The 20,335-nt window shown below is 62.4% G+C and carries 19 protein-coding genes; 7 read left to right on the top strand and 12 right to left on the bottom strand.

Annotation, left to right across the window (positions count from 1 at the left end; all coding sequences use genetic code 11):
* Positions 1–14: 14 nt before the first annotated feature.
* Positions 15–536 carry a hypothetical protein gene (locus tag V6943_RS02290; protein WP_340552494.1) on the top strand — a complete coding sequence of 174 codons (522 nt, stop codon included), beginning with the start codon at positions 15–17 and terminating at the stop codon, positions 534–536.
* A 35-nt stretch (positions 537–571) separates the two neighbouring features.
* Here the strand turns inward: V6943_RS02290 and V6943_RS02285 are convergent, their stop codons facing one another.
* The 8 genes from V6943_RS02285 to V6943_RS02250 all read right to left on the bottom strand — a co-directional run bounded on the left by V6943_RS02285 (position 572) and on the right by V6943_RS02250 (position 11,191).
* Positions 572–787 carry a hypothetical protein gene (locus V6943_RS02285; RefSeq protein ID WP_340552493.1) on the bottom strand — a complete coding sequence of 72 codons (216 nt, stop codon included), beginning with the start codon at positions 785–787 and terminating at the stop codon, positions 572–574.
* Positions 784–1,905: a PepSY-associated TM helix domain-containing protein gene (locus V6943_RS02280; RefSeq protein WP_340552492.1), complete on the bottom strand. Its 1,122-nt coding sequence runs from the start codon at positions 1,903–1,905 to the stop codon at positions 784–786. Before V6943_RS02280 ends, V6943_RS02285 begins: the two co-directional genes overlap by 4 nt.
* 61 nt (positions 1,906–1,966) lie before the next feature.
* Positions 1,967–4,426, bottom strand: a complete 2,460-nt coding sequence (locus tag V6943_RS02275) for a TonB-dependent siderophore receptor (RefSeq protein ID WP_340552491.1) — start codon at positions 4,424–4,426, stop codon at positions 1,967–1,969.
* A gap of 127 nt (positions 4,427–4,553) precedes the next feature.
* Positions 4,554–5,540 carry a FecR family protein gene (locus V6943_RS02270; protein ID WP_340552490.1) on the bottom strand — a complete coding sequence of 329 codons (987 nt, stop codon included), beginning with the start codon at positions 5,538–5,540 and terminating at the stop codon, positions 4,554–4,556.
* Entirely contained in the window at positions 5,537–6,055 is a 519-nt protein-coding gene (locus tag V6943_RS02265) for an RNA polymerase sigma factor (RefSeq protein WP_340552489.1), read from the bottom strand. Before V6943_RS02265 ends, V6943_RS02270 begins: the two co-directional genes overlap by 4 nt.
* A 131-nt stretch (positions 6,056–6,186) precedes the next feature.
* A complete protein-coding gene (locus V6943_RS02260) occupies positions 6,187–6,891 on the bottom strand; it encodes a 3'-5' exonuclease (RefSeq protein WP_340552488.1) in 705 nt (234 codons plus the stop codon).
* On the bottom strand, positions 6,888–8,822 hold the full coding sequence (locus V6943_RS02255; RefSeq protein WP_340552487.1) for a putative nucleotidyltransferase substrate binding domain-containing protein: 1,935 nt from the start codon (positions 8,820–8,822) through the stop codon (positions 6,888–6,890). The genes V6943_RS02260 and V6943_RS02255 overlap by 4 nt, the downstream gene beginning before the upstream one ends.
* A gap of 188 nt (positions 8,823–9,010) precedes the next feature.
* The gene (locus V6943_RS02250; protein ID WP_340552486.1) at positions 9,011–11,191 is read right to left on the bottom strand and encodes a malate synthase G; all 2,181 of its coding nucleotides are present in this window, start codon (positions 11,189–11,191) and stop codon (positions 9,011–9,013) included.
* 274 nt (positions 11,192–11,465) lie between these two features.
* On the opposite strand from V6943_RS02250, the gene V6943_RS02245 reads away from it, so the two are divergent.
* Positions 11,466–11,984: a glycine cleavage system protein R gene (locus tag V6943_RS02245; RefSeq protein WP_340552485.1), complete on the top strand. Its 519-nt coding sequence runs from the start codon at positions 11,466–11,468 to the stop codon at positions 11,982–11,984.
* A 29-nt stretch (positions 11,985–12,013) separates the two neighbouring features.
* On the opposite strand, the gene rarD is transcribed toward V6943_RS02245, so the two are convergent.
* On the bottom strand, positions 12,014–12,907 hold the full coding sequence (rarD, locus tag V6943_RS02240; protein WP_340552484.1) for an EamA family transporter RarD: 894 nt from the start codon (positions 12,905–12,907) through the stop codon (positions 12,014–12,016).
* A 190-nt stretch (positions 12,908–13,097) separates the two neighbouring features.
* On the opposite strand from rarD, the gene V6943_RS02235 reads away from it, so the two are divergent.
* Both V6943_RS02235 and treF read left to right on the top strand, forming a co-directional pair.
* Complete coding sequence (locus V6943_RS02235) at positions 13,098–13,865, top strand: SDR family NAD(P)-dependent oxidoreductase (RefSeq protein WP_340552483.1); 768 nt, start codon at positions 13,098–13,100, stop codon at positions 13,863–13,865.
* Positions 13,862–15,487, top strand: coding sequence for an alpha,alpha-trehalase TreF (treF, locus tag V6943_RS02230; RefSeq protein WP_340552482.1), 1,626 nt, complete (start codon positions 13,862–13,864; stop codon positions 15,485–15,487). Before V6943_RS02235 ends, treF begins: the two co-directional genes overlap by 4 nt.
* Before the next feature lie 160 nt (positions 15,488–15,647).
* Here the strand turns inward: treF and V6943_RS02225 are convergent, their stop codons facing one another.
* The 3 genes from V6943_RS02225 to V6943_RS02215 are packed head-to-tail and all read right to left on the bottom strand — an operon-like array spanning position 15,648 to position 18,301.
* Complete coding sequence (locus V6943_RS02225; RefSeq protein WP_340553014.1) at positions 15,648–16,145, bottom strand: LEA type 2 family protein; 498 nt, start codon at positions 16,143–16,145, stop codon at positions 15,648–15,650.
* Between the two features lie 14 nt (positions 16,146–16,159).
* Positions 16,160–16,921, bottom strand: coding sequence for a slipin family protein (locus tag V6943_RS02220; protein ID WP_445324102.1), 762 nt, complete (start codon positions 16,919–16,921; stop codon positions 16,160–16,162).
* Between the two features lie 3 nt (positions 16,922–16,924).
* Positions 16,925–18,301, bottom strand: coding sequence for an NfeD family protein (locus tag V6943_RS02215; RefSeq protein WP_340552481.1), 1,377 nt, complete (start codon positions 18,299–18,301; stop codon positions 16,925–16,927).
* Between the two features lie 213 nt (positions 18,302–18,514).
* Here V6943_RS02215 and V6943_RS02210 point away from each other — a divergent pair, with 213 nt between their 5' ends.
* From V6943_RS02210 to V6943_RS02200, 3 genes are all read left to right on the top strand, one after another.
* The gene (locus V6943_RS02210) at positions 18,515–19,348 is read left to right on the top strand and encodes an MBL fold metallo-hydrolase (protein WP_340552480.1); all 834 of its coding nucleotides are present in this window, start codon (positions 18,515–18,517) and stop codon (positions 19,346–19,348) included.
* The gene (locus tag V6943_RS02205) at positions 19,348–19,569 is read left to right on the top strand and encodes a hypothetical protein (RefSeq protein WP_131649595.1); all 222 of its coding nucleotides are present in this window, start codon (positions 19,348–19,350) and stop codon (positions 19,567–19,569) included. Before V6943_RS02210 ends, V6943_RS02205 begins: the two co-directional genes overlap by 1 nt.
* Positions 19,570–19,956: 387 nt before the next feature.
* A complete protein-coding gene (locus V6943_RS02200) occupies positions 19,957–20,115 on the top strand; it encodes a YqaE/Pmp3 family membrane protein (protein WP_131649596.1) in 159 nt (52 codons plus the stop codon).
* Positions 20,116–20,335 lie beyond the last annotated feature (220 nt).

Raw genomic sequence — 20,335 nt, 5'->3', positions numbered from 1 at the left:
TAAGGAAGATTCATATGATCTGGCATCTAATCGCTGCAATCGTCGCCGCAGTGGCGGGTGCGGGGGTCGCGCTGCTGCTGCGCAGCCTGACTCGTAAACGACTGCCGAAGTGGATCATCCCGGCGTTCGCCGGTCTGGGCATGCTCGGCTACACCATCCATTACGAATACACCTGGTTCGATACCAAGCAAGCGCGCCTGCCGCAGGGCTCCGTTGTGGTATCGAGTGAACAAGGCGAGATGTTCTGGCGCCCCTGGACCATCAAGTTTCCGATGCCACTGGTCTATACGGTACTCGATGGCGCGAACGCGCAGATCGAAGAGACCAGCAAGGGTCCCATCGCTCGTTTCACCCTGTATCGCTTTGAAAAGCACCATCTGATGTCTACGGTGAAAAGCGCGAATTACCAGGCGCTTTGCACCGAGAAGGTGATGTTCCGGCTGAATGAGGAAGGTCAGGCGAAGTTTGAAACCATGACCGAACTGGACGTGGCTGCGCCGCTTTACCAGGCCGTTTGCACAGCCGATCACTCCTGATCACTCCATGCCAGCGATGCCGCCTGCTATAGCGGTCAGGGCTGCTGGCGCGGCGGGGTGATCCTTTCGCTACCGGTTCGGCTTCCGCGGCCGGGTAGCAGGGGCCACAGCCCCAGTCCCGCCTGCGCGCCCAACCCGAGCCAGGCCAAGGTATCCCACCAGCCATCACCCAACAGCGCGGCGAATAGTCCGGCCATACCGAGCAGGGCGATGAGGCTGGGCAGCAGGAAAGTCGATTGGCGCCAACTCATGCCGTCACCTCGCGCGTCGTTGTCGCGCCGCGGCGTCGTACCCGCCATAGGTAGAGCCCACTGCCGAGTACGATGATCGTCAGCACGTCCAGCACCGCCCAGAGAATCTGCATTGGCCGTCCGCCGTAGTCGCCGAAGTGCAGCGGCGAGGACAGCGACAGCGCATCCATATACCAGGGGCGGCTGCCAACCGCGGTGACCTGGAGCGTCTGCGCATCGATCAGGACTGGTGTCCACAGGTGCGAGGTCAGGTGCGTGGCACCGACCATGAACACCGCGTAGTGATGCTCGCTGGAGAAGCGTGTGCCGGGAAAGGCGATGAAGTCCGGCACCATGCCCGGCGCGGCCCTTCCGGCGATGGTCAGCAGATCGCTTGCGGGCGCTCGGCGCTCGAGCGGCGGCGCATCGCGATAGGGCTCGATCATGGCGGCGAGCGATTCATTGCGCCAGGCGGCGATCAACAGGTCCGCCGTTGCGGTGATCACGCCGGTGACGCCGACCACCAATGCCCAAGTCAGGGTGACGATGCCGATCAGGTTGTGCAGGTCCAGCCAGCGGGTGCGCCGCGAGCGGTCGTGACGCACCTCGGCGAAGCGCAGCCGACGCATGAAGGGTGCATAGAGCACCACGCCCGAAACGATCGCGGTTACGAACAACACGCCCATGAACGCCAGCAGCAGCTTGCCCGGCAGACCGGCGAACATGTCCACATGCATGCGCAAGAAAAACATCATGATGCCGCCATTGGCCGCCGGCATCGCCACCGCCTCACCGCTTCGGGCGTCGAGCATGAATGTGTAGGAACTGTTCGGCTCGGTGCCGGCGGTCGCGGCCATGATGGCGACCACACCGGACGGCTCATCCGCTTCCCATCCCAGGTACTGCACCACTTCGTCCGGTCGATGCTGCTTGGCTGCGGCGACCAGCTGCTGCAGGTCGAGGTGTGGCGTATCGGCGGGCATTTCCCGCAACTCCGGCGCTTCGCCTAGCAGGTGTTCCAGCTCGTGATGAAAGATCAGCGGCAAGCCGGTGATGGCCAGCAGCAACAGGAACAGGGTGCAGATCAGGCTGGTCCACGTGTGGACGAAGGACCAGCGGCGGATGGTGGTGCTTTTCATAACTCTTCCGAATGCGAAGGGCCGCTCATCGGAGCAGCCCTTGTTTCTGCCTTTCAGTGGATTACCACTGGTAGTTGATGCTGGCGACCACGTTGCGTTCGTCGCCGTAGTAACACCAGAAGCCGTCACAGGTGGACAAATAGTCTTTGTTAAAGATGTTCTTCGCGTCGAGTGCAACCGAGAGGCCATTTAAGCCGCTGTCCAGGCGCCCCAGATCGTAGTGCAGGGACGCGTCGTAAACGGTGTAGGAGCCAACATGGCCGAGATAGGTATTGGCCGTATTGCCGTAGGTATCGCCGACATAGCGGACCCCGGCGCCAATGCCGAATCCGTCTAGCAGCCCGTTGCGCCAGGTGTAGTCGGCCCAGGCGGTTGCCTGATTACGCGGAACCTGCTGCATGCGGTTGCCGTCGTCCGCCCCCTTGATAATTTCCGTGTCCATGTAGGTGTACGAACCCACCAGTTTCAGGCTTTCGGTTACATCCGCAGTCGCCTCCAGCTCCAGGCCACGTACTTGCAGCTCGCCAATCTGACGGGTGATGCTGCCTTCGGTGACGTTGACGTTCTGCTGCTGCAGATCGAAGACCGCGGCGGTAAACAGGGCGTTGATCCCGGTTGGCTGATACTTGATACCGACCTCGTACTGACGGCCTTCGGTCGGTTCAAAAGAGTTTGTGCTGTTGACGTTGGCGCCCTGGGCAGGCTGAAACGATTCGGTGTAGGAGACGTAAGGCGTCAGGCCGTTGTCGAAAACGTAGCTCAGACCCGCGTTGCCGCTGAAGGCGGTGTCCCGCTGGGTGTCGGTGATGCCGCTCAGGTTGTTGAACTTGGTGCTGACGTGAATCCAATCCTGGCGTCCGCCAAGCGTCAGGCGCCAGTTGTCGAGAGCGATCTGGTCTTGGATGTAGAGGCCAGTCTGGCGAATCTTCTGGTTGAAGTCCTGCAGCGCGAAGTAGCTGACATTGGACATGTCTTGGCCGTACACCGGGTTGTTGACGTTAATTGGCGGCACGTTGGTTCCAATGATGTTGCCGTTCTGGTCATAGAGATAGGAGCCGCCGTAGAGCCACTGGTAATTCGTGTTTGAGCGTTGGTGATCGAGACCGAGCAGCAGCGTATGAGATAGCGCGCCGGTCTGAAAATCGGCCTGGAAATTGTTGTCCACCGCGAACTGGCTGACATCCTCATTGACGATGCCAGCTTCACGATTGACGTTTCCGGCGGCATCGACTGTGTTGAAGGTGCCGACGTTCACGGCCTGGAATTCAAGATCGCTCTTGGTGTAGCGGAGGTTCTGACGGAACTGCCAGACATCGTTGAAGCGGTGATCGAACGCATAGCCCAGCGCGTAGTAGGTGCGGTCGTAGAAATCCCAATCCGGCTCGCCGAGGTTTTTGTGATGTGAAATCTTGCCGGCCGGCGAGGGCAGCTTGGTGCCTTGTAGCGGCAGGAACTGGCCCGTAATGCCGGTATCGTCGCGGGTGTACTGCGAGATGAAGGTCAGATGCGTGTCATCGCCAATGTTCCACGTCAGGCTGGGTGCCAGGTTGTAGCGCTTGTCGGGAATGTGGTCGATAGCGGTGTCGCTGTCGCGCACCGTGCCGCTGAGCCGATACAGAAATCGAGCGTCCTCGTCGAGCGCTCCCGTGGTATCGAAGCTGATCTGTTTGTGCTCGTTGCTACCTGCCTGCAACTCGATCTCGTGGCTGCGCTCGGCCTCGGGGCGGCGGCTGACCATGTCCAGCATGCCGCCGGGCGGCGTCTGGCCGTAGACGGAAGACGCCGGGCCGCGCAGCACCGCGATACGTTCCAGATTCCAGGGTTCGATCTTGGGGTTAGCGAAAGAGCCAACCGGTAGCGGCAGGCCATCAAGAAACTGAGTTGGGACGAAGCCGCGCACTTTCAGCCAGTCGGTACGCGTATCGGAGCCGTAGCCACTGCTCATGACCCCTGCGGTATAGCGCAGTGCATCGTTGAGGTTCAGATTCTGGCGGTCATCGAGCTGTTCGCGGGTGATGACCGAAATCGAGCGGGGCATTTCCAGAATCGGTGTGTCGGTTTTGCTCCCGGCGGCCGTGCGCCTGGCCACGTAGCCATCGGTTGGCCCCCAGGCCGTTTCGAAGTTTCTTTCACCGCTGACATAAATCTCTGGCAGCACGACTGCGGCGCTTGCGCCGGCTGGCGTGCGCTGCAAGCTATAGCTCCCCGCCGCACTCTGGCGCAGCTCCAGACCGGTGCCCCGCAGGGCTTCTCGCAGCGCGCCCTGGCTATCGAAGCGGCCTTGTACCGGTTCGGCCATGCGGTCGCGGGTCAGTGCCGGATCAATGCTCAGCACCAGCCCGGCCTCTGCGGCAATACGGTTGAGCGTGGTGGCAAGGGGCGCGGTAGGGAGTGAGTAATCGCGCGTTTCGTCACGGACAACGGCACCGTCGACGGCAGATTGCGCCAGCAGCGGCGAAGGCGCGAACGCGATGGCAATGGCCAGCAGGCTGGGGCGAAACAGCGGAGTCAGTGACGGCATTGTGAATTGCTCCCGAATAGGAATGTGTCTCAGTCATTCACCAAGCCGAAGCAGAACGAAAAAGTGATAGGGGCAAATAAGAATTTTTTCGTTCGGGCATCCACGCATCTGGCGTGGATGCCATGGGCTACTTGCTGGGGACAGTCGCCGGCTCGGCCGGGACCACCTTTATCCACCAGTCGGTGTGGCGTTCGATCCGCACCGGAAGGCTGGGCGGAAGGGCCGCCAGGGCCCGGTCGGTGTCATGCAGCGGAAAGCTGCCGCTGATGCGCAGGGACTCGAGGCTCGGATCGAGACCGAGATAACCGCGGCGGTATTCGCCCAATTTTTTCAGCAGTTCGCCCAGCGGCAGGTCATCGACCACCAGCATGCCGTGGCTCCAGGCATCTGCTGCGATGGGTGCGGCCGAACTTTCTCCGAGGCGATTGCGATGCATCAGCACCTGTTCGCCAGCGCCTATGGTGCGGCCCGTTTGCCCGTCGTCTGGATGCGCGGCGACCGCCGAGCGCAGCACGATCAGCCGAGTGGCATTGCCTTCGCGGCGAACGATGAAGCGCGTACCCAGCGCTCGAAGGTCGCCCTGTGCGGTTTCCACGATGAACGGTCGCGGGTCGCTTCCCGGCGCCGTTTCCACTAGCACTTCTCCCTGATGCAGGAACAGTCCGCGTCGCCGCTCGTCGAAGTGGATGTCCAGTGCGCTGCGGCTGTTCAGCTGGATGCGGCTGTTGTCATCCAGCGTAAGGCTGTGCTGCTCGCCTGCGCCGGTGCTTGCGTCGGCGAGCCAGACCGGCAGCGGGCGCGCCTGAAGCGCAAGGCCGATACCTAGTGAGCCGAGCAAGACCAACCCCAGAAGCGTGCGGCTAACGGCATGCTGCCGTTTGGTCGCGGCATTGCGCTGCAGGGCGCGCCTGGCGCTTGGCGAGTTGATCGTTCCCAGACGCCGATCGATACCCCCCAGCTGCGCCCAAGCCTTGGCATGCTCGGCGCTTTGGTTCAGCCAGCGCTGGAGTTCGGCGTCGAGCTGCATGCTCGCCGCGTGGTCCCCCAGGCGCAATTGCCAGGCGATAGCCTCATCGAGAACACGGGCCGATACCGGTGTGCGGTCCGAGCTCATGTCGGCTCGCCGTAGACGGCGATGTAACACTGGCGCAGCGCCTGGGCCAGATACTGTCGTACGCGCGGGACCGACACGCCGAGGCGCTGGGCTATCTCGGCATGTGTCAGGCCGTCCAAGCGGTTGTAGAAGAACGCCGCGCGCGCCTTCGCGGACAGGTGACCCAGTAGCGCATTCACCTCGCGCAGCGCCTCGATGATCTGCAGCTGCTCCTCGGCGCTGGGTTGCGTTTCTTCAGGCTGGAGCGCCAGTTCATCGAGGTAGGCGCGCTCCAGCGCATTGCGGCGGAAATGGTCGATCAGCAGGCCGCGGGCAATCGTCGCCAGCAGCGCACGTGGCTCGCGAACCTCACCCAGGTCATTGCGTTTGAGCAGACGCAGAAAGGCATCCTGGCTCATGTCCTCGGCGCGATGCGGGCAGGTCTGGTAGCGCCGCAGCCAGCTGAGCAGCCAATCACGGTGGTCGCGATATAGCGTGCCTACAAAAAGTTGATTGGACGATTCACCCGCCGACAAGACGAACGCTCCGAGGCCTGGATTGGCCGGTAACGAGAACTATTCGCAGCATGATCGCAAGTTGCCGTCATCGGTGCAACGACTGGCTATCGGTTACGCGGCGGATCCGGAGAGATTCGTGTGCGGCGGTGCTACATCAATTGCGCCTGTTGGCGCCGACGCCAATTAGTCAGCCGCTGATTCAGCGCCGCCAAGCTATCCAGTCCTTGCCGGCGCGCCTTACTGAGCAGGATCAGCGCCAGCTCGGCCGTTACGAGCGCGTCGGCGCTGGCATGGTGACGCTGCAGCACTTGCAGGCCGAAACGACTGCACCAGTCATCCAGCCCGTTCTGTCGCGGTCGATTGTCGTGACACAGCATCGGCGCGAGTTCGGCCACGTCGAGAAACGGATGACGCAATTTGTGGCCGAGCGTCTGCTTGAGCGCGCGAGCCAGCATGCGCTGATCGAAACCGGCATGAAACGCCAGAATCGGGCTGTCAGCGACGAACTCCATGAAATCCAGCAACGCTTCGGCGGGATCTTCGCCGGCTTCCAACTCGCTCGGCGCGATGCCGTGAATCAGTACGCTCTCGCTGATTTTCTGAGCCGGTCGCAGCAACGTCGACTCGAACTGCTGGCCCAGGTCGATACCGCCGTTCTCGATGACAACCGCGCCAATGGACAGAACGATGTCGCGGCGCATATCCAGCCCGCTGGTTTCCAGGTCCAGCACCACCAGACGCGTTTCACTGAGTGGGCAGGTAGCGGGCGTCGCCGGCACGGGTAGCCGGTCGCGTCGCTGCAGCTGTTCAAGGTCCAATACCGGACCACGCATGTTGAACCAAGGCATGTTCATAACTGATAACGCAGGGTCAGGCTGCTCTGCAGGCGCTGGGCCTGACGGAAGGATTCGCGCAGGATACGACGGTCTAGGTGGTTCAGGGTGTCAGGGTCGAGCCGGTTGGAATATGGCCGCCCCTCGCGTGCCTGCTGCTGGTGTTGCTGCATGCGCGTCTGCTGGATGAAATGGTAGGCCTCTTCGTAAGCTGCGCCGTCTTTTTCGTCGATGACCTGCTTTTCCACCAGCTGCCGCAGCCGGTCGAGCGTATTGGTGCTGGCGATACCATTGGCCAACGCCAGCAGCCGGGCACCATCGACGAAGGGCGTCAGGCCCTGCACCTTGAGATCCAGCGTCGCCTTGCCGTCGCCTTTGCGGGTCATGACGAAGTCACGGAACCGGCCTACTGGTGGTCGGTGACGCAACGCATTTTCGGCCATCATCCGCTGAAACAGCCGATTTTCTGCAATCTCGTCGAGCAGGTCGCTGCGCAGCCGCTCACAGCCATCGCTGGAGCCGCAGACCGCTCTCAGGTCGAAGAAGATGGTACTGCCGAGCAGGTTCTCTGGCGTCGACTCTCGGATGAACGAGCTGAAGCGCCGACGCCACTCCTGCCGCGACAAACACAGCTGCGGGTTGCCAGCCATGATGTTGCCCTTGCACAGGGTAAAGCCGCAGGTGCCGAGGTCCTGGTTGATGCGCTCGGCGAGCGGCAGCAGTCGTCCACGGATATGTGCGGCTTCAGCCGCGTCCTCGGCTTCGAAAAGAATGCCGTTGTCCTGGTCGGTATGCAGCGTCTGCTCGCGCCGGCCCTCGCTGCCGAAACACAGCCAAGTAAAGGGGACGCCTGGATTGCCCAGCGCGTCGATGGCCAGCTCGATCACCCGGCAGACCGAGTGATCGTTGAGCAGCGTGATGATGCGGGTGATCTGGGTGGACGAGGCGCCGTGCGCCAGCATGTTGTCCACCAATTGCTGAATACGGCTGCGAATGATCACCAGCGTCTCGACGCTATCGGCATGAGAAATGGCCTGCGCCAGATGAACAAGATCGACGCGCTGCAGCGAGAACAGATCGCGCTCGGAAATGACGCCGCGCAGCAAGCCGTTCTCCACCACACAGATATGGCCGATGTGCCGCTCGGTCATGGCAATCGCAGCGTCGAATGCAGATGCGTCCGGCGGCAGATGGAACGGGTCATGCGTCATGAACTGGGCGATCGGCATCGACAGATCGATCGTGCCGGTACCGATAACGCGGCGCAGATCGCGTAGCGTAAAGATGCCCTGGGGGTGGAGGTCCGCGTCGGTCACCACGATGCTGCCGACATTGTGTTCATGCATCAGGGCGACCGCTTCATTCAGCGGCATCGAGGGCAGGCAGGAAACGGGATGATGCAAGGCCAGCTCACCGATTCCGGTTTCCAGCGAATATTGAGATCCGAGATTTTCCACCGCACGCATCTGCGCCTGCTGGTTGACCAGATCCAGCAAGCTACTCACGCCGCGCATGGCGAAGTCGCGAAACGCGGCGGATTTGGACACCAGCTTGATGAAGGCCGGCTTGTTCAGCAGAAAACAGAAAGTGTCCTCGGCGGCGAAATGACCGGTGCGGGTTGCGCGCTCACCCATCAGCGCGGCCATCGGGAAGCATTCGCCGAGGATCACTTCGAAGGTGGTTTCGGTGCCGCACTTGCTGGAATGCGGTCGCTGGCCGTGAACGCGACCCTGCTTGACGATATAGAAGTGCTCGACGATGCCATCATCGGGCGAAATGATGCAGTCGCCTTCACTGTAGAAGCGCAGCTGGCAGTTTTCGACCAGATAGGCGAGGTGACCCGGTTCCATCTGATTGAACGGCGGATACTTGCGCAGAAATTCCATGGTCCCGTGAATGTTCTGCAGCACGGCAGTCTTGCCTGCCTCGGCGAAGGCATCGGCTTTGCTCATGGTTCGCTTCCATTTTTCAAGCGGCCAATGGTGGGCTGTGCGTCCGGAAGGGCACATTGGACGTAAGTCTAGTCGCCGAGGGGAAGCAGCGGGCTGCGGGCGTCGGCTGATTCGATGAGGGTGTTGCTGGTTTTCTCATGCAAAAAGAAACCGCCCAGAAGGCGGTTTCTTTGGTGCGGGCTTGCGAGTTACAGGCCGTTCTTGGCCTTGAATTCGCGGCGGCGGCGGTGCAGGACCGGCTCGGTGTAGCCGTTGGGCTGCTTGGTGCCTTCGAGAACCAGCTCCAGCGCGGCCTGGAAGGCCACGCTGTCGTCGAAGTTCGGCGCCATCGGGCGGTACAGCGGGTCGCCTTCGTTCTGGCGGTCAACCACCGGCGCCATGCGCTTGAGGCTTTCGACGACCTGTTCCTGGGTGACCACGCCGTGGCGCATCCAGTTGGCCACGTGCTGGCTGGAGATGCGCAGGGTGGCGCGGTCTTCCATCAGCGCGACATCGTTGATGTCCGGGACCTTGGAGCAACCGACGCCCTGTTCGACCCAGCGCACCATGTAGCCGAGGATGCCTTGCGAGTTGTTGTCCAGCTCGTTGCGCTTTTCCTCGTCGCTCCAGTTGGTTTCTTTGGCCAGCGGGATGGTCAGGATGTCGTCCACCGAGGCCTTGCTGCGCTTGGCCAGTTCGGCCTGACGGGCGAACACGTCGACCTTGTGGTAGTGCATGGCGTGCAGGGTGGCGGCGGTCGGCGAGGGGACCCAGGCAGTGTTGGCGCCGGCCATCGGGTGGCCGATCTTTTGCTCCAGCATGCCGGCCATCAGGTCGGGCATGGCCCACATGCCCTTGCCGATCTGCGCTTTGCCCTGCAGGCCGCAGGCCAGACCGACGTCGACGTTGTTGTCCTCGTAGGAGCTGATCCACTTCTCGCCTTTCATCGCGGCCTTGCGTACCACCGGGCCGGATTCCATGGAGGTGTGGATCTCGTCGCCGGTGCGGTCTAGGAAGCCGGTGTTGATGAACACCACGCGCTCGCGCGCTTCCTTGATGCAGGCCTTGAGGTTGATCGAGGTGCGACGCTCCTCGTCCATGATGCCGACCTTCAGGGTGTTGCGTGGCAGCTTGAGCACGTCCTCGACGCGACCGAACAGCTCGGTAGCGAAGGCCACTTCTTCCGGGCCGTGCATCTTCGGCTTGACGATGTAGACCGAGCCGGTGCGGGTATTCTTGCGGGTCGTGTTGTCCTTGAGGTTGTGCATGGCGGCGAGGCTGGTGAACAGGCCGTCCATGATGCCTTCCGGCACTTCGTTGCCCTCCTTGTCGAGGATGGCGTCGTTGGTCATCAGGTGACCGACGTTACGGATGAACAGCAAGGAGCGGCCATGCAGGGTCAGCTCGCCGCTGCCATCGGCCTTGCTGTACACGCGGTCGGGGTTCATCGCGCGGGTGATGCGCTTGCCGCCTTTTTCCAGCTCCTCGACCAGATCGCCCTTCATCAGGCCGAGCCAGTTACGGTAGACGATGGTCTTGTCGTCCGCATCGACGGCGGCGATGGAGTCTTCGCAATCCATGATGGTGGTCAGCGCCGCTTCCATCAGGATGTCTTTCACGCCGGCGGCGTCGGTCTGGCCGATGGGGCTGGCCGGGTCGATCTGGATCTCGAAATGGATGCCGTTGTGCTTGAGCAGTACGGCGATCGGCGCGCTGGCGTCGCCCTGGAAGCCGAGCAGCAGCTGCGGGTCTTTCAGGCCGGTGGTGCTGCCGTCTTTCAGGGCGACGACCAGCTTGCCGCCTTCGATGCGGTAGCCGGTGGAGTCTGCATGCGAGCCGCTTTCCAGTGCTGCGGCTTCATCGAGGAAGGCGCGGGCGTAGGCGATGACCTTGTTGCCGCGAATCTCGTTGTAGCCTGGGCCTTTAGTGGCGCCATCTTCTTCGGAGATGGCGTCGGTACCGTACAAGGCGTCGTACAGCGAACCCCAGCGGGCGTTGGCTGCGTTCAGCGCGAAGCGTGCGTTCATGATCGGCACCACTAGCTGCGGGCCGGCCATGCGGGTGATTTCTTCGTCGACGTTCTGGGTGGTGGCCTGGAAGTCTTTGGCTTCGGGCAGCAGGTAGCCGATTTCCTGCAGGAAGGTCTTGTAGGCGGCGAAGTCGTGAGTCTGACCGGCGCGAGCCTGGTGCCAGGCGTCGATTTTCGCCTGCAGTGCGTCACGCTTGGCCAGCAGAGCGCGGTTTTTCGGCGCCAGATCATGGATGACGCTGTCGGCGCCGGCCCAGAAGGCCGCGGCGTCGACGCCAGTACCGGGGATCGCTTCGTTGTTGACGAAGTCATACAGGACTTTGGCGACCTGCAGGCCACCGACTTGAACGCGCTCAGTCATTACTCGCCTCACTTGGTTCTTCAAATCTTCGGACGATTCTTCTTGTAGTCCGGGTCGGCGGATACTACAGGAAGCCGTTCGGAAAAGCAGTTCGTTGCGCTTGGTCAGCCCAGGTCGACGGCTCGGCATTAGAGATCATTTTGGCCGTGCTAAAGCGGCGAAACCGGCACCTTGTTCTATACCTATGGAACCGGGCTCCATGGGTGCACGACTCACGCTCAGGCGCACTGGGCATTCGCCGGTAGCGCACGAACCAACTGAAGAGGAGCCAGACATGGACCATCTCGTCCTGACAGTCATCGCCGAAGATCAGCCGGGGCTGGTCGAACGTATCGCCAATTGCATCGCTGGGCATGGCGGCAACTGGTTGGAGAGCCGCATGTCGCGCATGGCCGGGCAGTTCGCCGGGATTCTACGGGTTGCGGTGCCGGCCGAAGCGCATGCCGACCTGATCGCCGCGTTGCAGCAGCTGGAGCATCAAGGCATCCGCGTGGTGTTCGCGCACAGCGGCGAAGAGCCCGAGCGCAGCTGGCGGATGATCCAATTGCAACTGGTGGGCAATGATCGTCCCGGCATCGTTCGCGACATCACCCGACTGCTGGCGGGGCACGGCGTCAACCTGGAAAGCCTGGACACCGATGTGTTGCCCGCGCCGATGACCAACGAATTGCTATTTCATGCCGATGCGCGCCTGGCGGTGCCGACCGAGCTGTCGCTGGAAGCGTTGCAGCAGCACCTGGAAACCCTGGCCGACGATCTGATGGTGGAGCTGAAATTGCAGTCGGCGGACTGACCGCTAACTACACGGGCGCATGCGTCGCCTCAGGCTTCAACGCTCCTGCGCATCAGCCGCCAGGCGTCATAGCTGTACACCGCCAGCCCGGCCCAGATGCAGATGAACGCCACTTGGCGGTCGGCAGGGAAGGGCTCGTTGAACACCCACACCGCGAGGATCAGCAACAGTGTCGGAGTGATGTACTGCAAAAATCCGAGGGTCGAATAGGGCAGATGACGTGCCGCGGCGTTGAAGCACAACAGCGGCAGCAGGGTGACCGGGCCGGCTGCTACCAGCCACAGTGCCTGGGGTTCGGTCCAGAACGACCATTCGGTGGTCGGCCCGCTGCCAAAGAAAAACAGCCAGATCAGGGCGACCGGCAGCAGCAGCCAGGTTTCCACCACCAGACCAGGCAGCGCCGCCACCGGCGCCTGCTTGCGCAACAGGCCGTAGCTGCCAAAGCTCAGCGCCAGCACGATCGCGACCACAGGAAAGTCGCCGAGCGTGACCAGCTGCAGCAGCACGCCGGTCGCCGCCATGGCGACGGCAAGCCACTGCAGCGGACGCAGTCGTTCACGCAGCACGATCAAGCCGAGCAGTACGTTTACCAGTGGGTTGATGTAGTAGCCCAGGCTCGCCTCGAGCATGTGATCGTTGTTGACCGCCCACACGTAGATCAGCCAGTTGGTCGCGATCAATACACTGGAAATCATCAGCACGCCGATTCGGCGCGGATGCGCCAGCAGCTCCTGCCACCAGCCCGGATGCCGCCAGAGCATGAGCACCAGCGTGCCGAACACCGCCGACCAGATGGCGCGCTGGGTAACGATCTCGAGCGCCGCGTACTGCTCGATGGATTTGAAGTAGAGCGGGAACATGCCCCAGATGCAGAAGGTCGTCAGACCCAGCAAATACCCTTTACGCAGATCGGCGGTGGCCATGGTGGTCCTGTAACGGAGCAACGGAGAGCCGGACATTTTGCGCCTGCGGCAGGCCCTTTGTCTGCCGCTGCGATGGTCGCGCCGTTGAAGCAATTGGCAAACACACAGGTTGAACGCAGCCGACCGCAACCCGTCTCACCTGAACGACTCAGGGGCGTCGTTGCGCTCCGATAGCCACATGAGGTCTGCGATGAATTTGCACGACAAGGTTGCATTGGTTACCGGTGGCTCGCAGGGCATCGGTCGCGGTATCGCCGTACGCCTGGCGGAGGCGGGGGCCGATCTGGTCATCAACGGACGGCACGATGACGACGACGTTCGGGAGACCCTCGAACATATCCGCGCGCAAGGCCGGCGTGCCTGCTTCATCTCTGCCGATGTCGGCGTGGTCGCCGAATGTCAGCGGTTGGTCGAGCAAGCGGTCGAGCAGATGGGCCGCCTGGATATCCTCGTCAATAATGCCGGGGTGCAGAAGCATGCCGCCTTTCTCGATGCCAGCGAGGCCGATTACGACCAGGTACTGAATGTCAATCTGCGCGGGCCGTTCTTTACTGCTCAGGCGTTTGCGCGATACCTGCGCGACGCAGGGCGGGGCGGGCGCATCATCAACAACAGCTCGGTTCACGAGGAGTTGCCATTCCCCAACTTCACCAGTTATTGCGCCAGCAAGGGCGGTTTGAAAATGCTCATGCGCAACCTGGCGATCGAACTGGCGCCGTTGGGTATCACCGTTAATAACGTCGCGCCGGGTGCGATCGAGACGCCGATTAATCGCTCGCTGATGAACCAGCCGGAAAAACTCGCCGGCCTGCTGGAAAACATCCCCTCCGGCCGCCTCGGCCAGCCACGCGATGTGGCGGGCGCGGTGGCTTTCCTTGCCTCCGACGAGGCCGATTACATCACTGGCACCACGCTGGTGATAGACGGCGGGCTGCTATGGAATTACAGCGAGCAATGACCGATATCGATCACAAAGGCCCCTTCGATTACGACACGCATGCGGTCTCCGCCGCCGATACCCTGACCCCGGCGGATCGTTATCAGGAACTCTTCGTGGCGGTGCAGACGCAGCGCGTGTTCCCCGACAGCAAGACCTTCGTCGACTGCGCGCCGCGCCAGCATCCCGAGCGCATTCTTGAGGCCTATCGCGCACGCTCCGGCGCTCCCGATTTCGATCTGCGCGCCTTTGTGCGCGAGCACTTCAGCGTGTTCGAATTGCCGGCGAGCGAGTTCGTCGCCAACCCCAACGACAGTCTGAGCGAGCACATCGATCGGCTCTGGCCTGTTCTGACCCGCCATCCACGCCAGCACCCGGAATTCTCGTCACTGCTGCCGCTGCCGCACGACTACGTAGTGCCGGGCGGGCGTTTTACCGAGCTGTATTACTGGGATTCCTACTTCACCATGCTCGGCCTGGACGAGAGTGGGCATTGCGAGCTGCTGCGTTCGATGGCAGACAACTTCGCCTACCTGATCGACACGTACGGCCATGTGCCCAACGGCAATCGCTCCTATTACCTGAGCCGTTCGCAGCCGCCGGTGTTCGCGCTGATGATCGATCTGTTCGAAGACACCGGCGTGCATCGCGCCAGCGATTACCTGCCACAGCTGCGCAAGGAATATGCCTTCTGGACCGAGGGTGGCGAACATCTGCGCCCCGGTGAGGCGCATCGGCGCTGCGTCTGCCTGGCCGATGGCAGCGTACTCAACCGTTACTGGGATGACCGTGACACGCCACGCGAGGAGTCCTACCTCGAAGACGTCGAGACCGCGCGCTCATCGAGCCGGCCGGCGCATGAGGTCTACCGCGACCTGCGCGCCGGCGCCGAATCGGGCTGGGATTTCAGTTCGCGCTGGCTGGGCGACCCGCAGCGGTTATCGAGCATTCGCACCACAAACATCATTCCGGTGGACCTCAACTGCTTTCTCTACAAGCTCGAACGGCAGATCGCCCGCCTGAGTGACATGAAGCAGCACGGCTGCGCCGAGGAATTCCGCCAACGTGCCGAGGCGCGCCTGCAGGCTATCGATCGCTACCTGTGGAGCGAGCAGAGCGGCGCCTATTTCGATTACGACTGGACGCTGCAGAAACCGCGCGGCAACCTCACAGCCGCGACGTTGACGCCGCTGTTCGTGCAACTGGCCAGCGCCGAACAGGCGGCGCGCGTTGCCGACATCGTGCGCGAACGGCTGCTCGCGCCGGGCGGGCTGTCAACGACCGAGATTGGCGACAGCGGCGAGCAATGGGACCGCCCCAACGGCTGGGCGCCGCTGCAGTGGATGGGGATTCGTGGGTTGCAAGCCTACGGTCACGAGGCGCTGGCGCTGCAAATCGAAGAGCGCTGGCTGAGCATTGTCTCGCACCTCTTCGAACGGGAAAGCAAACTGGTGGAAAAGTATGTGCTGCGGCCTTGCGTCGAACATGCGACCGGTGGGGAATATCCTCTGCAGGACGGTTTCGGCTGGACCAATGGCGTGACCCGCAAGCTGATGCAAGAAGACCCGACCCACGAAGTCCATCGTTGTCGGGCGGGGCAGTGCCGGCCGGAGTGGGCCAGTTCGGCGGGAGATACAGGCTGAAGACTAAAGCGGCGACCTAGTTCGCCGTGAGGTTCGGTGCGGGCTCAGGCTCGGCCTCGACGCTCTGATTCTGTTAGTAGGCTGGCGCCTACATTGGTCGCGAGGGCGCGCCGCCAACAAAAACGGTGCGGTGGGTTTTGTTTTGTAGCCGACCTGAATGTCAGGGCGCCCGTCGATAGGGATTAGCCAGCGCCCCCGACAGATCCAGCGTCCCCTTCTCGACGAACCGCTGCGTACCGAAAAGCCCACCGGCGAGCTTGCCGCGCAGCACGTAGGGCACCTCCTCCATGCCGATGTCCTCGGCCAGCCCCAGCGCTTGTCGCGCGGCGGAGAACGCCGAAATGGTCACCGGAACGGTCAGTACGGTTTCGCCGAAGCGTGGCACGCTGCCGCGCTCATCGCTGACACCGCTGGCCAGGCGTCGACCGTTGATTTCCAGATCGAGCGCCACGCCGTTGTACTCCAGCGCCATGTCGTTGGGGTTCTGCACTCGCAGCTTGACCGCCATGCGCAGCTCCAAACCCTCACCGGGCAGCGGCTGGATACCGGCTACCTGGACGTTGAGCGGGTCGCGCGGACTGAGCGCCGCGCAGCCGGCCAGGCTAAGCACGAGCATGAGGACCGACAGCAAGGCAGTAACGGGTACGATTCGGCGCATGCGCATAGGGTGGTTCACTCGGGTTTCTTGGTGAGATTGCCCAGACCCTGCAACAGCTCCATGGGCAGCGGGAAGACGATAGTCGAGTTCTTGTCGCCAGCGATGTTGCTCAGGGTCTGCATATAGCGCAACTGCATCGCGCCCTGCTGGCGGCCAAGCATCTCTGCAGCCTGCATCAGTTTTTCCGACGCCTGCAGCTCGCCCTCAGCATGAATGACCTTGGCCCGCCGCTCACGTTCCGCCTCGGCCTGGCGGGCGATGGCGCGGATCATCGATTCGTCCAGATCCACGTGCTTGATCTCGACGTTGGCCACCTTGATGCCCCAGGCGTCGGTCTGCGCATCGAGCACTTGCTGGATGTCGTTGTTGAGTTGTTCGCGCTCGGCCAGCATGTCGTCCAGATCGTGCTTGCCGAGCACGGCGCGCAGGGTGGTCTGGGCCAGCTGGCTGGTTGCCGAATGGTAATCCTCTACCTGAATGATGGCCTTCTCGGCATCCAGCACGCGGTAGTAAACCACCGCATTGACCTTGACCGAGACGTTATCGCGCGAGATCACGTCCTGCGTCGGCACGTCCAGCACCAGGGTGCGCAGATCGACCCGGACCATCTGCTGGATGCCGGGAATGACCATGATCAGCCCCGGCCCCTTGACCTTCCAAAAGCGCCCTAGCTGGAACACCACGCCACGCTCGTATTCGCGCAAGATGCGGAAGGTCGATGCGAGCAGCGCGAAAAACAGCACTAGCACCGCGATGAAGCTCATTTCAAAACCCATGGTTCACCTCTCCTCGATTGGCGGCGCGTCGGCCGCGGTGACGTCCAGTTGCAGCCCGTGTCTCGCCACGACACGGACTTGTTGACCCAGATGCAAGGGAGCCGCGCTGCGGACCTGCCAATGCTCGCCCTGCAGCAGCACCCAGCCGCAAGCCGGGTCGGCCGCCTGAACGCGGCTGATCGGCGCCAGGCTACCGATCAGCTCGGCATCACCGCTGACCACGCGCTGCCGGCGCGCCTTGAGCGCCATGCTGACGATGGCGAACACCAGCAGCGCGCTGACCACCGCCAGGGTGCCGATCAAGGTCAGGGGAATACCGTAGCCCGGCACCTCGGTATCGATCAGGATTACCGAGCCGGTGACGAATGCGGCGACACCGCCCAGGCCGAGCACGCCGAAACTGGGCGCGAACGCCTCGGCGATCATGAAGCCCAGGCCCAGCAGAATCAGCGCTACCCCGGCGTAGTTCACCGGCAGCAGCTGCAAGGAATACAACGCCAGCAGCAGGCAGATGCCGCCGATCACGCCACCGCCGGTCGTGCCCGGATTGGAGAATTCGAATATCAATCCGTAGATGCCGATCATCATCAGGATCAGCGCCACGCTGGGGTTGGTGATTACGGCCAGCAAGCGCACCCGCCAGTCCGGTTCGTAGTGATCGAGCGTTGCGTTGGCGGTCTGTAGCCTTCGCTCGCCAGCGCTGGTCTGGATAGTTTTGCCGTCGAGTTTGCCGAGCAGGTCATCCAGATCGGTGGCAACGTAATCGACCACCTTAAGCTCCAGTGCCTCGCTGGCCGACAGGCTCACCGCCTCGCGCACCGCCTGTTCCGCCCATTCAGCATTGCGCCCGCGCAGCTGCGCCAGGCCACGGATATACGCAGCGGCGTCGTTGACCTGCTTGCGGCTCATGGCATCGCCGCCGTCGGTGGAATCAGGCTTTTCGGCGTCTGGCGGCTGCTCGGACGGGCTGCCTGGCGAGCCGCCGATCTGCACCGGCGTGGCGGCGCCGAGGTTGGTGCCCGGGGCCATCGCGGCGATATGGCTGGCGTAGAGCATATAGGTGCCGGCGCTGGCCGCGCGCGAACCACTGGGCGTGACATAGGTAGCGATCGGAACGGGGCTGGCGAGGATTTCCTTGATGATGGCGCGCATCGAGCTGTCCAGCCCGCCGGGTGTGTCCAGCTCCAGCACCAACAGCTGCGCATTGGTTTGCGCGGCGCGCTGTATGCCGCTGGTGATGTAGTCGGCGCTGGCCGGACCGATCACGCCGTCGACCCGCAGCACCGTCACCGGAGCCGCAGCCAGCGTCGTCCCGACGATACCCAGCCATATTGTCAGGAGCGTCAGCAGCCAGGCCAATCGATCAATGGGGCGTCGCATCGGCGTGATCCTCCCGAATCGACGATGGCGCGACGAGGTATCGCGGCACTACCAGAGAGGGTAGTCCAGTTGACGCGAGGTTCCCGTCACGACGTCGGATCGTCCGCAAGAGACCGGCGTCTGAACTCTCGGGCGCCATCGGGCCTCACAATTCAACCGAGGCTGATATCCGCGCGGGTTTGCCGCGCCGGCCCGCTCCATGAGGAGTCTTCCATGCGTATTCACCATCTCAACTGCGGCTGCATGTGCCCGGTGGGCGGCAAGCTGTTCGATGGTTTCAGCGATGGGCTGACCGCCAGCCTGGTCTGTCACTGCCTGTTGATCGAGACCGAGCAGCACGGGTTGGTGCTGGTCGACACCGGCTTTGGCAGCTGCGATGTGCTGGAGCCGCGCAAGCGCCTCAGCCAGTTCTTCATCGCCTTCAACAACATCAAGTTCGAGCGTCGCTTCACGGCGCTCGAGCAGGTGCGCCAGCTTGGTTTCAAGCCCGAAGACGTTCGGCACATCCTGCTTACTCATCTGGATTTCGATCACGCCGGTGGCCTCGAGGATTTCCCCGAGGCCCAGGTCCACGTGCTGCAGCGTGAAATGGATGCGGCGCGCTCGACCCACAGCTTCATTGGCCATCGGCGCTACCGTCATCGGCAATGGGACGAGGTGCGCAACTGGCAGTTCTACGAGCCAGGCGGCGAGAACTGGTTCGGTTTCCAGGCCGTCAAAGAGCTGCGCGGGCTGCCGCCAGAGCTTTTGCTCATCCCGCTGACCGGCCATACCCACGGCCATGCAGGCGTCGCGCTGCAGACCGACAACGGCTGGCTGTTGCACGCCGGTGACGCCTATTTCTACCGCGACGAAGTGGGTCAGACCGAGCGTTACTGCACGCCGGGCCTGCGTTTGTACCAGCGCATGATGGAAGTCGACCGTCCGGCGCGCCTGTCCAATCAGCATCGACTCTGGACCTTGTCGCTGGAACACAAGGGCGAGGTGACGCTGTTCTGCAGCCACGACGCCAAGGAACTGGAACGCATGCGCGCGAGGCAGGGTTGATGTCGCGACATGACGAAGAGCGCTTGGGCGGACCGGTAGGCGCCATGATGAAGTACGTCCGCTGGGTCGGACTGGTGACCTGCACAATCGCGGGGCTGGGCTACATGCTGGTAGGCAACTTCAACATGGCTGGCTTGATGGTGGCGCTGGCCGTTCTGTCGTGGATCAACATTCGTCGCAAACGCCGAGACCGATCTGGAGCGCCGCCGACCGAGGACTGACCTTGATCCGCTGGCAGATGGAAATGGAGCCAGTTCCAGCCCATTCGCAAGGATTCGACTTTCTGCGTATGGAGCGCCTGCGCCGCTTCTGTAATAGTTAGCAGGCTAAGCGAAGCCGTTTGGCAATGCGTACCGCCCACAAGGTGATGCGTATCGCAACGATTGGCCAACCACGCCGCCTGTTGCGTTTCTTCCCTATCGGTGCCTGTAGGCGCCCCTGCGGCTCAAACGGCCGCACTCGGTTCTGACAACCGCTGTCCATCGACGGCGGTTGCCGTTCCCTCCGCTTGCTGCTGCGCTTGTGCGCCGGAGACCGAAGGAACCCCCAAGGCGTGATCAGGTCGATTCAAGTGAGCTTTCAGCCTGCACAGACCCGAGGGGACACACATGGACCTGATCCGAATCATCATCGCGATACTTCTGCCTCCTTTGGGGGTGTTTCTACAAGTCGGCTTCGGTGGAGCCTTTTGGCTGAATATCCTGCTGACGCTGTTGGGCTACATTCCAGGCATCATCCACGCGGTCTGGATTATCGCGCGGCGCTGATGGCGTTGCGGTAGAACGGTCCGGCTCAGCTTGGCGCAGGCGCCGGACGCTTCGTCCTCAAGGGCGCGCCTTCCGCGTCGCCTGGTTACGTCGAACAACCTCCAGCGAGAGCCGACTCGGGAGTTATTACGGGCCGGATGAATCGTTCTGGCGCGAGTGAAACGAACCCTTGCCCCGCAGGACGGTCTGAACCCGGCCATTCAGCCGGGTTTTTTGTGCT

The sequence above is a fragment of the Pseudomonas sp. CBC3 genome (genome assembly GCF_037967085.1).
In the GTDB taxonomy this organism is placed as follows: Bacteria; Pseudomonadota; Gammaproteobacteria; order Pseudomonadales; family Pseudomonadaceae; genus Stutzerimonas.
The sequence above is the reverse complement of the archived record's forward strand: the minus strand, read 5'-3'. Positions and strand labels throughout refer to the sequence as shown.

Bases quoted from the DNA above. Each gene is read 5' to 3' on its own strand.
- V6943_RS02290 (WP_340552494.1), top strand. From the start codon at position 15: ATGATCTGGCATCTAATCGCTGCAATCGTCGCCGCAGTGGCGGGTGCG.
- V6943_RS02285 (WP_340552493.1), bottom strand. From the start codon at position 787: ATGAGTTGGCGCCAATCGACTTTCCTGCTGCCCAGCCTCATCGCCCTG.
- V6943_RS02280 (WP_340552492.1), bottom strand. From the start codon at position 1,905: ATGAAAAGCACCACCATCCGCCGCTGGTCCTTCGTCCACACGTGGACC.
- V6943_RS02275 (WP_340552491.1), bottom strand. From the start codon at position 4,426: ATGCCGTCACTGACTCCGCTGTTTCGCCCCAGCCTGCTGGCCATTGCC.
- V6943_RS02270 (WP_340552490.1), bottom strand. From the start codon at position 5,540: ATGAGCTCGGACCGCACACCGGTATCGGCCCGTGTTCTCGATGAGGCT.
- V6943_RS02260 (WP_340552488.1), bottom strand. From the start codon at position 6,891: ATGAACATGCCTTGGTTCAACATGCGTGGTCCGGTATTGGACCTTGAA.
- V6943_RS02255 (WP_340552487.1), bottom strand. From the start codon at position 8,822: ATGAGCAAAGCCGATGCCTTCGCCGAGGCAGGCAAGACTGCCGTGCTG.
- V6943_RS02250 (WP_340552486.1), bottom strand. From the start codon at position 11,191: ATGACTGAGCGCGTTCAAGTCGGTGGCCTGCAGGTCGCCAAAGTCCTG.
- V6943_RS02245 (WP_340552485.1), top strand. From the start codon at position 11,466: ATGGACCATCTCGTCCTGACAGTCATCGCCGAAGATCAGCCGGGGCTG.
- rarD (WP_340552484.1), bottom strand. From the start codon at position 12,907: ATGGCCACCGCCGATCTGCGTAAAGGGTATTTGCTGGGTCTGACGACC.
- V6943_RS02235 (WP_340552483.1), top strand. From the start codon at position 13,098: ATGAATTTGCACGACAAGGTTGCATTGGTTACCGGTGGCTCGCAGGGC.
- treF (WP_340552482.1), top strand. From the start codon at position 13,862: ATGACCGATATCGATCACAAAGGCCCCTTCGATTACGACACGCATGCG.
- V6943_RS02225 (WP_340553014.1), bottom strand. From the start codon at position 16,145: ATGCGCCGAATCGTACCCGTTACTGCCTTGCTGTCGGTCCTCATGCTC.
- V6943_RS02220 (WP_445324102.1), bottom strand. From the start codon at position 16,921: ATGGGTTTTGAAATGAGCTTCATCGCGGTGCTAGTGCTGTTTTTCGCG.
- V6943_RS02215 (WP_340552481.1), bottom strand. From the start codon at position 18,301: ATGCGACGCCCCATTGATCGATTGGCCTGGCTGCTGACGCTCCTGACA.
- V6943_RS02210 (WP_340552480.1), top strand. From the start codon at position 18,515: ATGCGTATTCACCATCTCAACTGCGGCTGCATGTGCCCGGTGGGCGGC.
- V6943_RS02205 (WP_131649595.1), top strand. From the start codon at position 19,348: ATGTCGCGACATGACGAAGAGCGCTTGGGCGGACCGGTAGGCGCCATG.
- V6943_RS02200 (WP_131649596.1), top strand. From the start codon at position 19,957: ATGGACCTGATCCGAATCATCATCGCGATACTTCTGCCTCCTTTGGGG.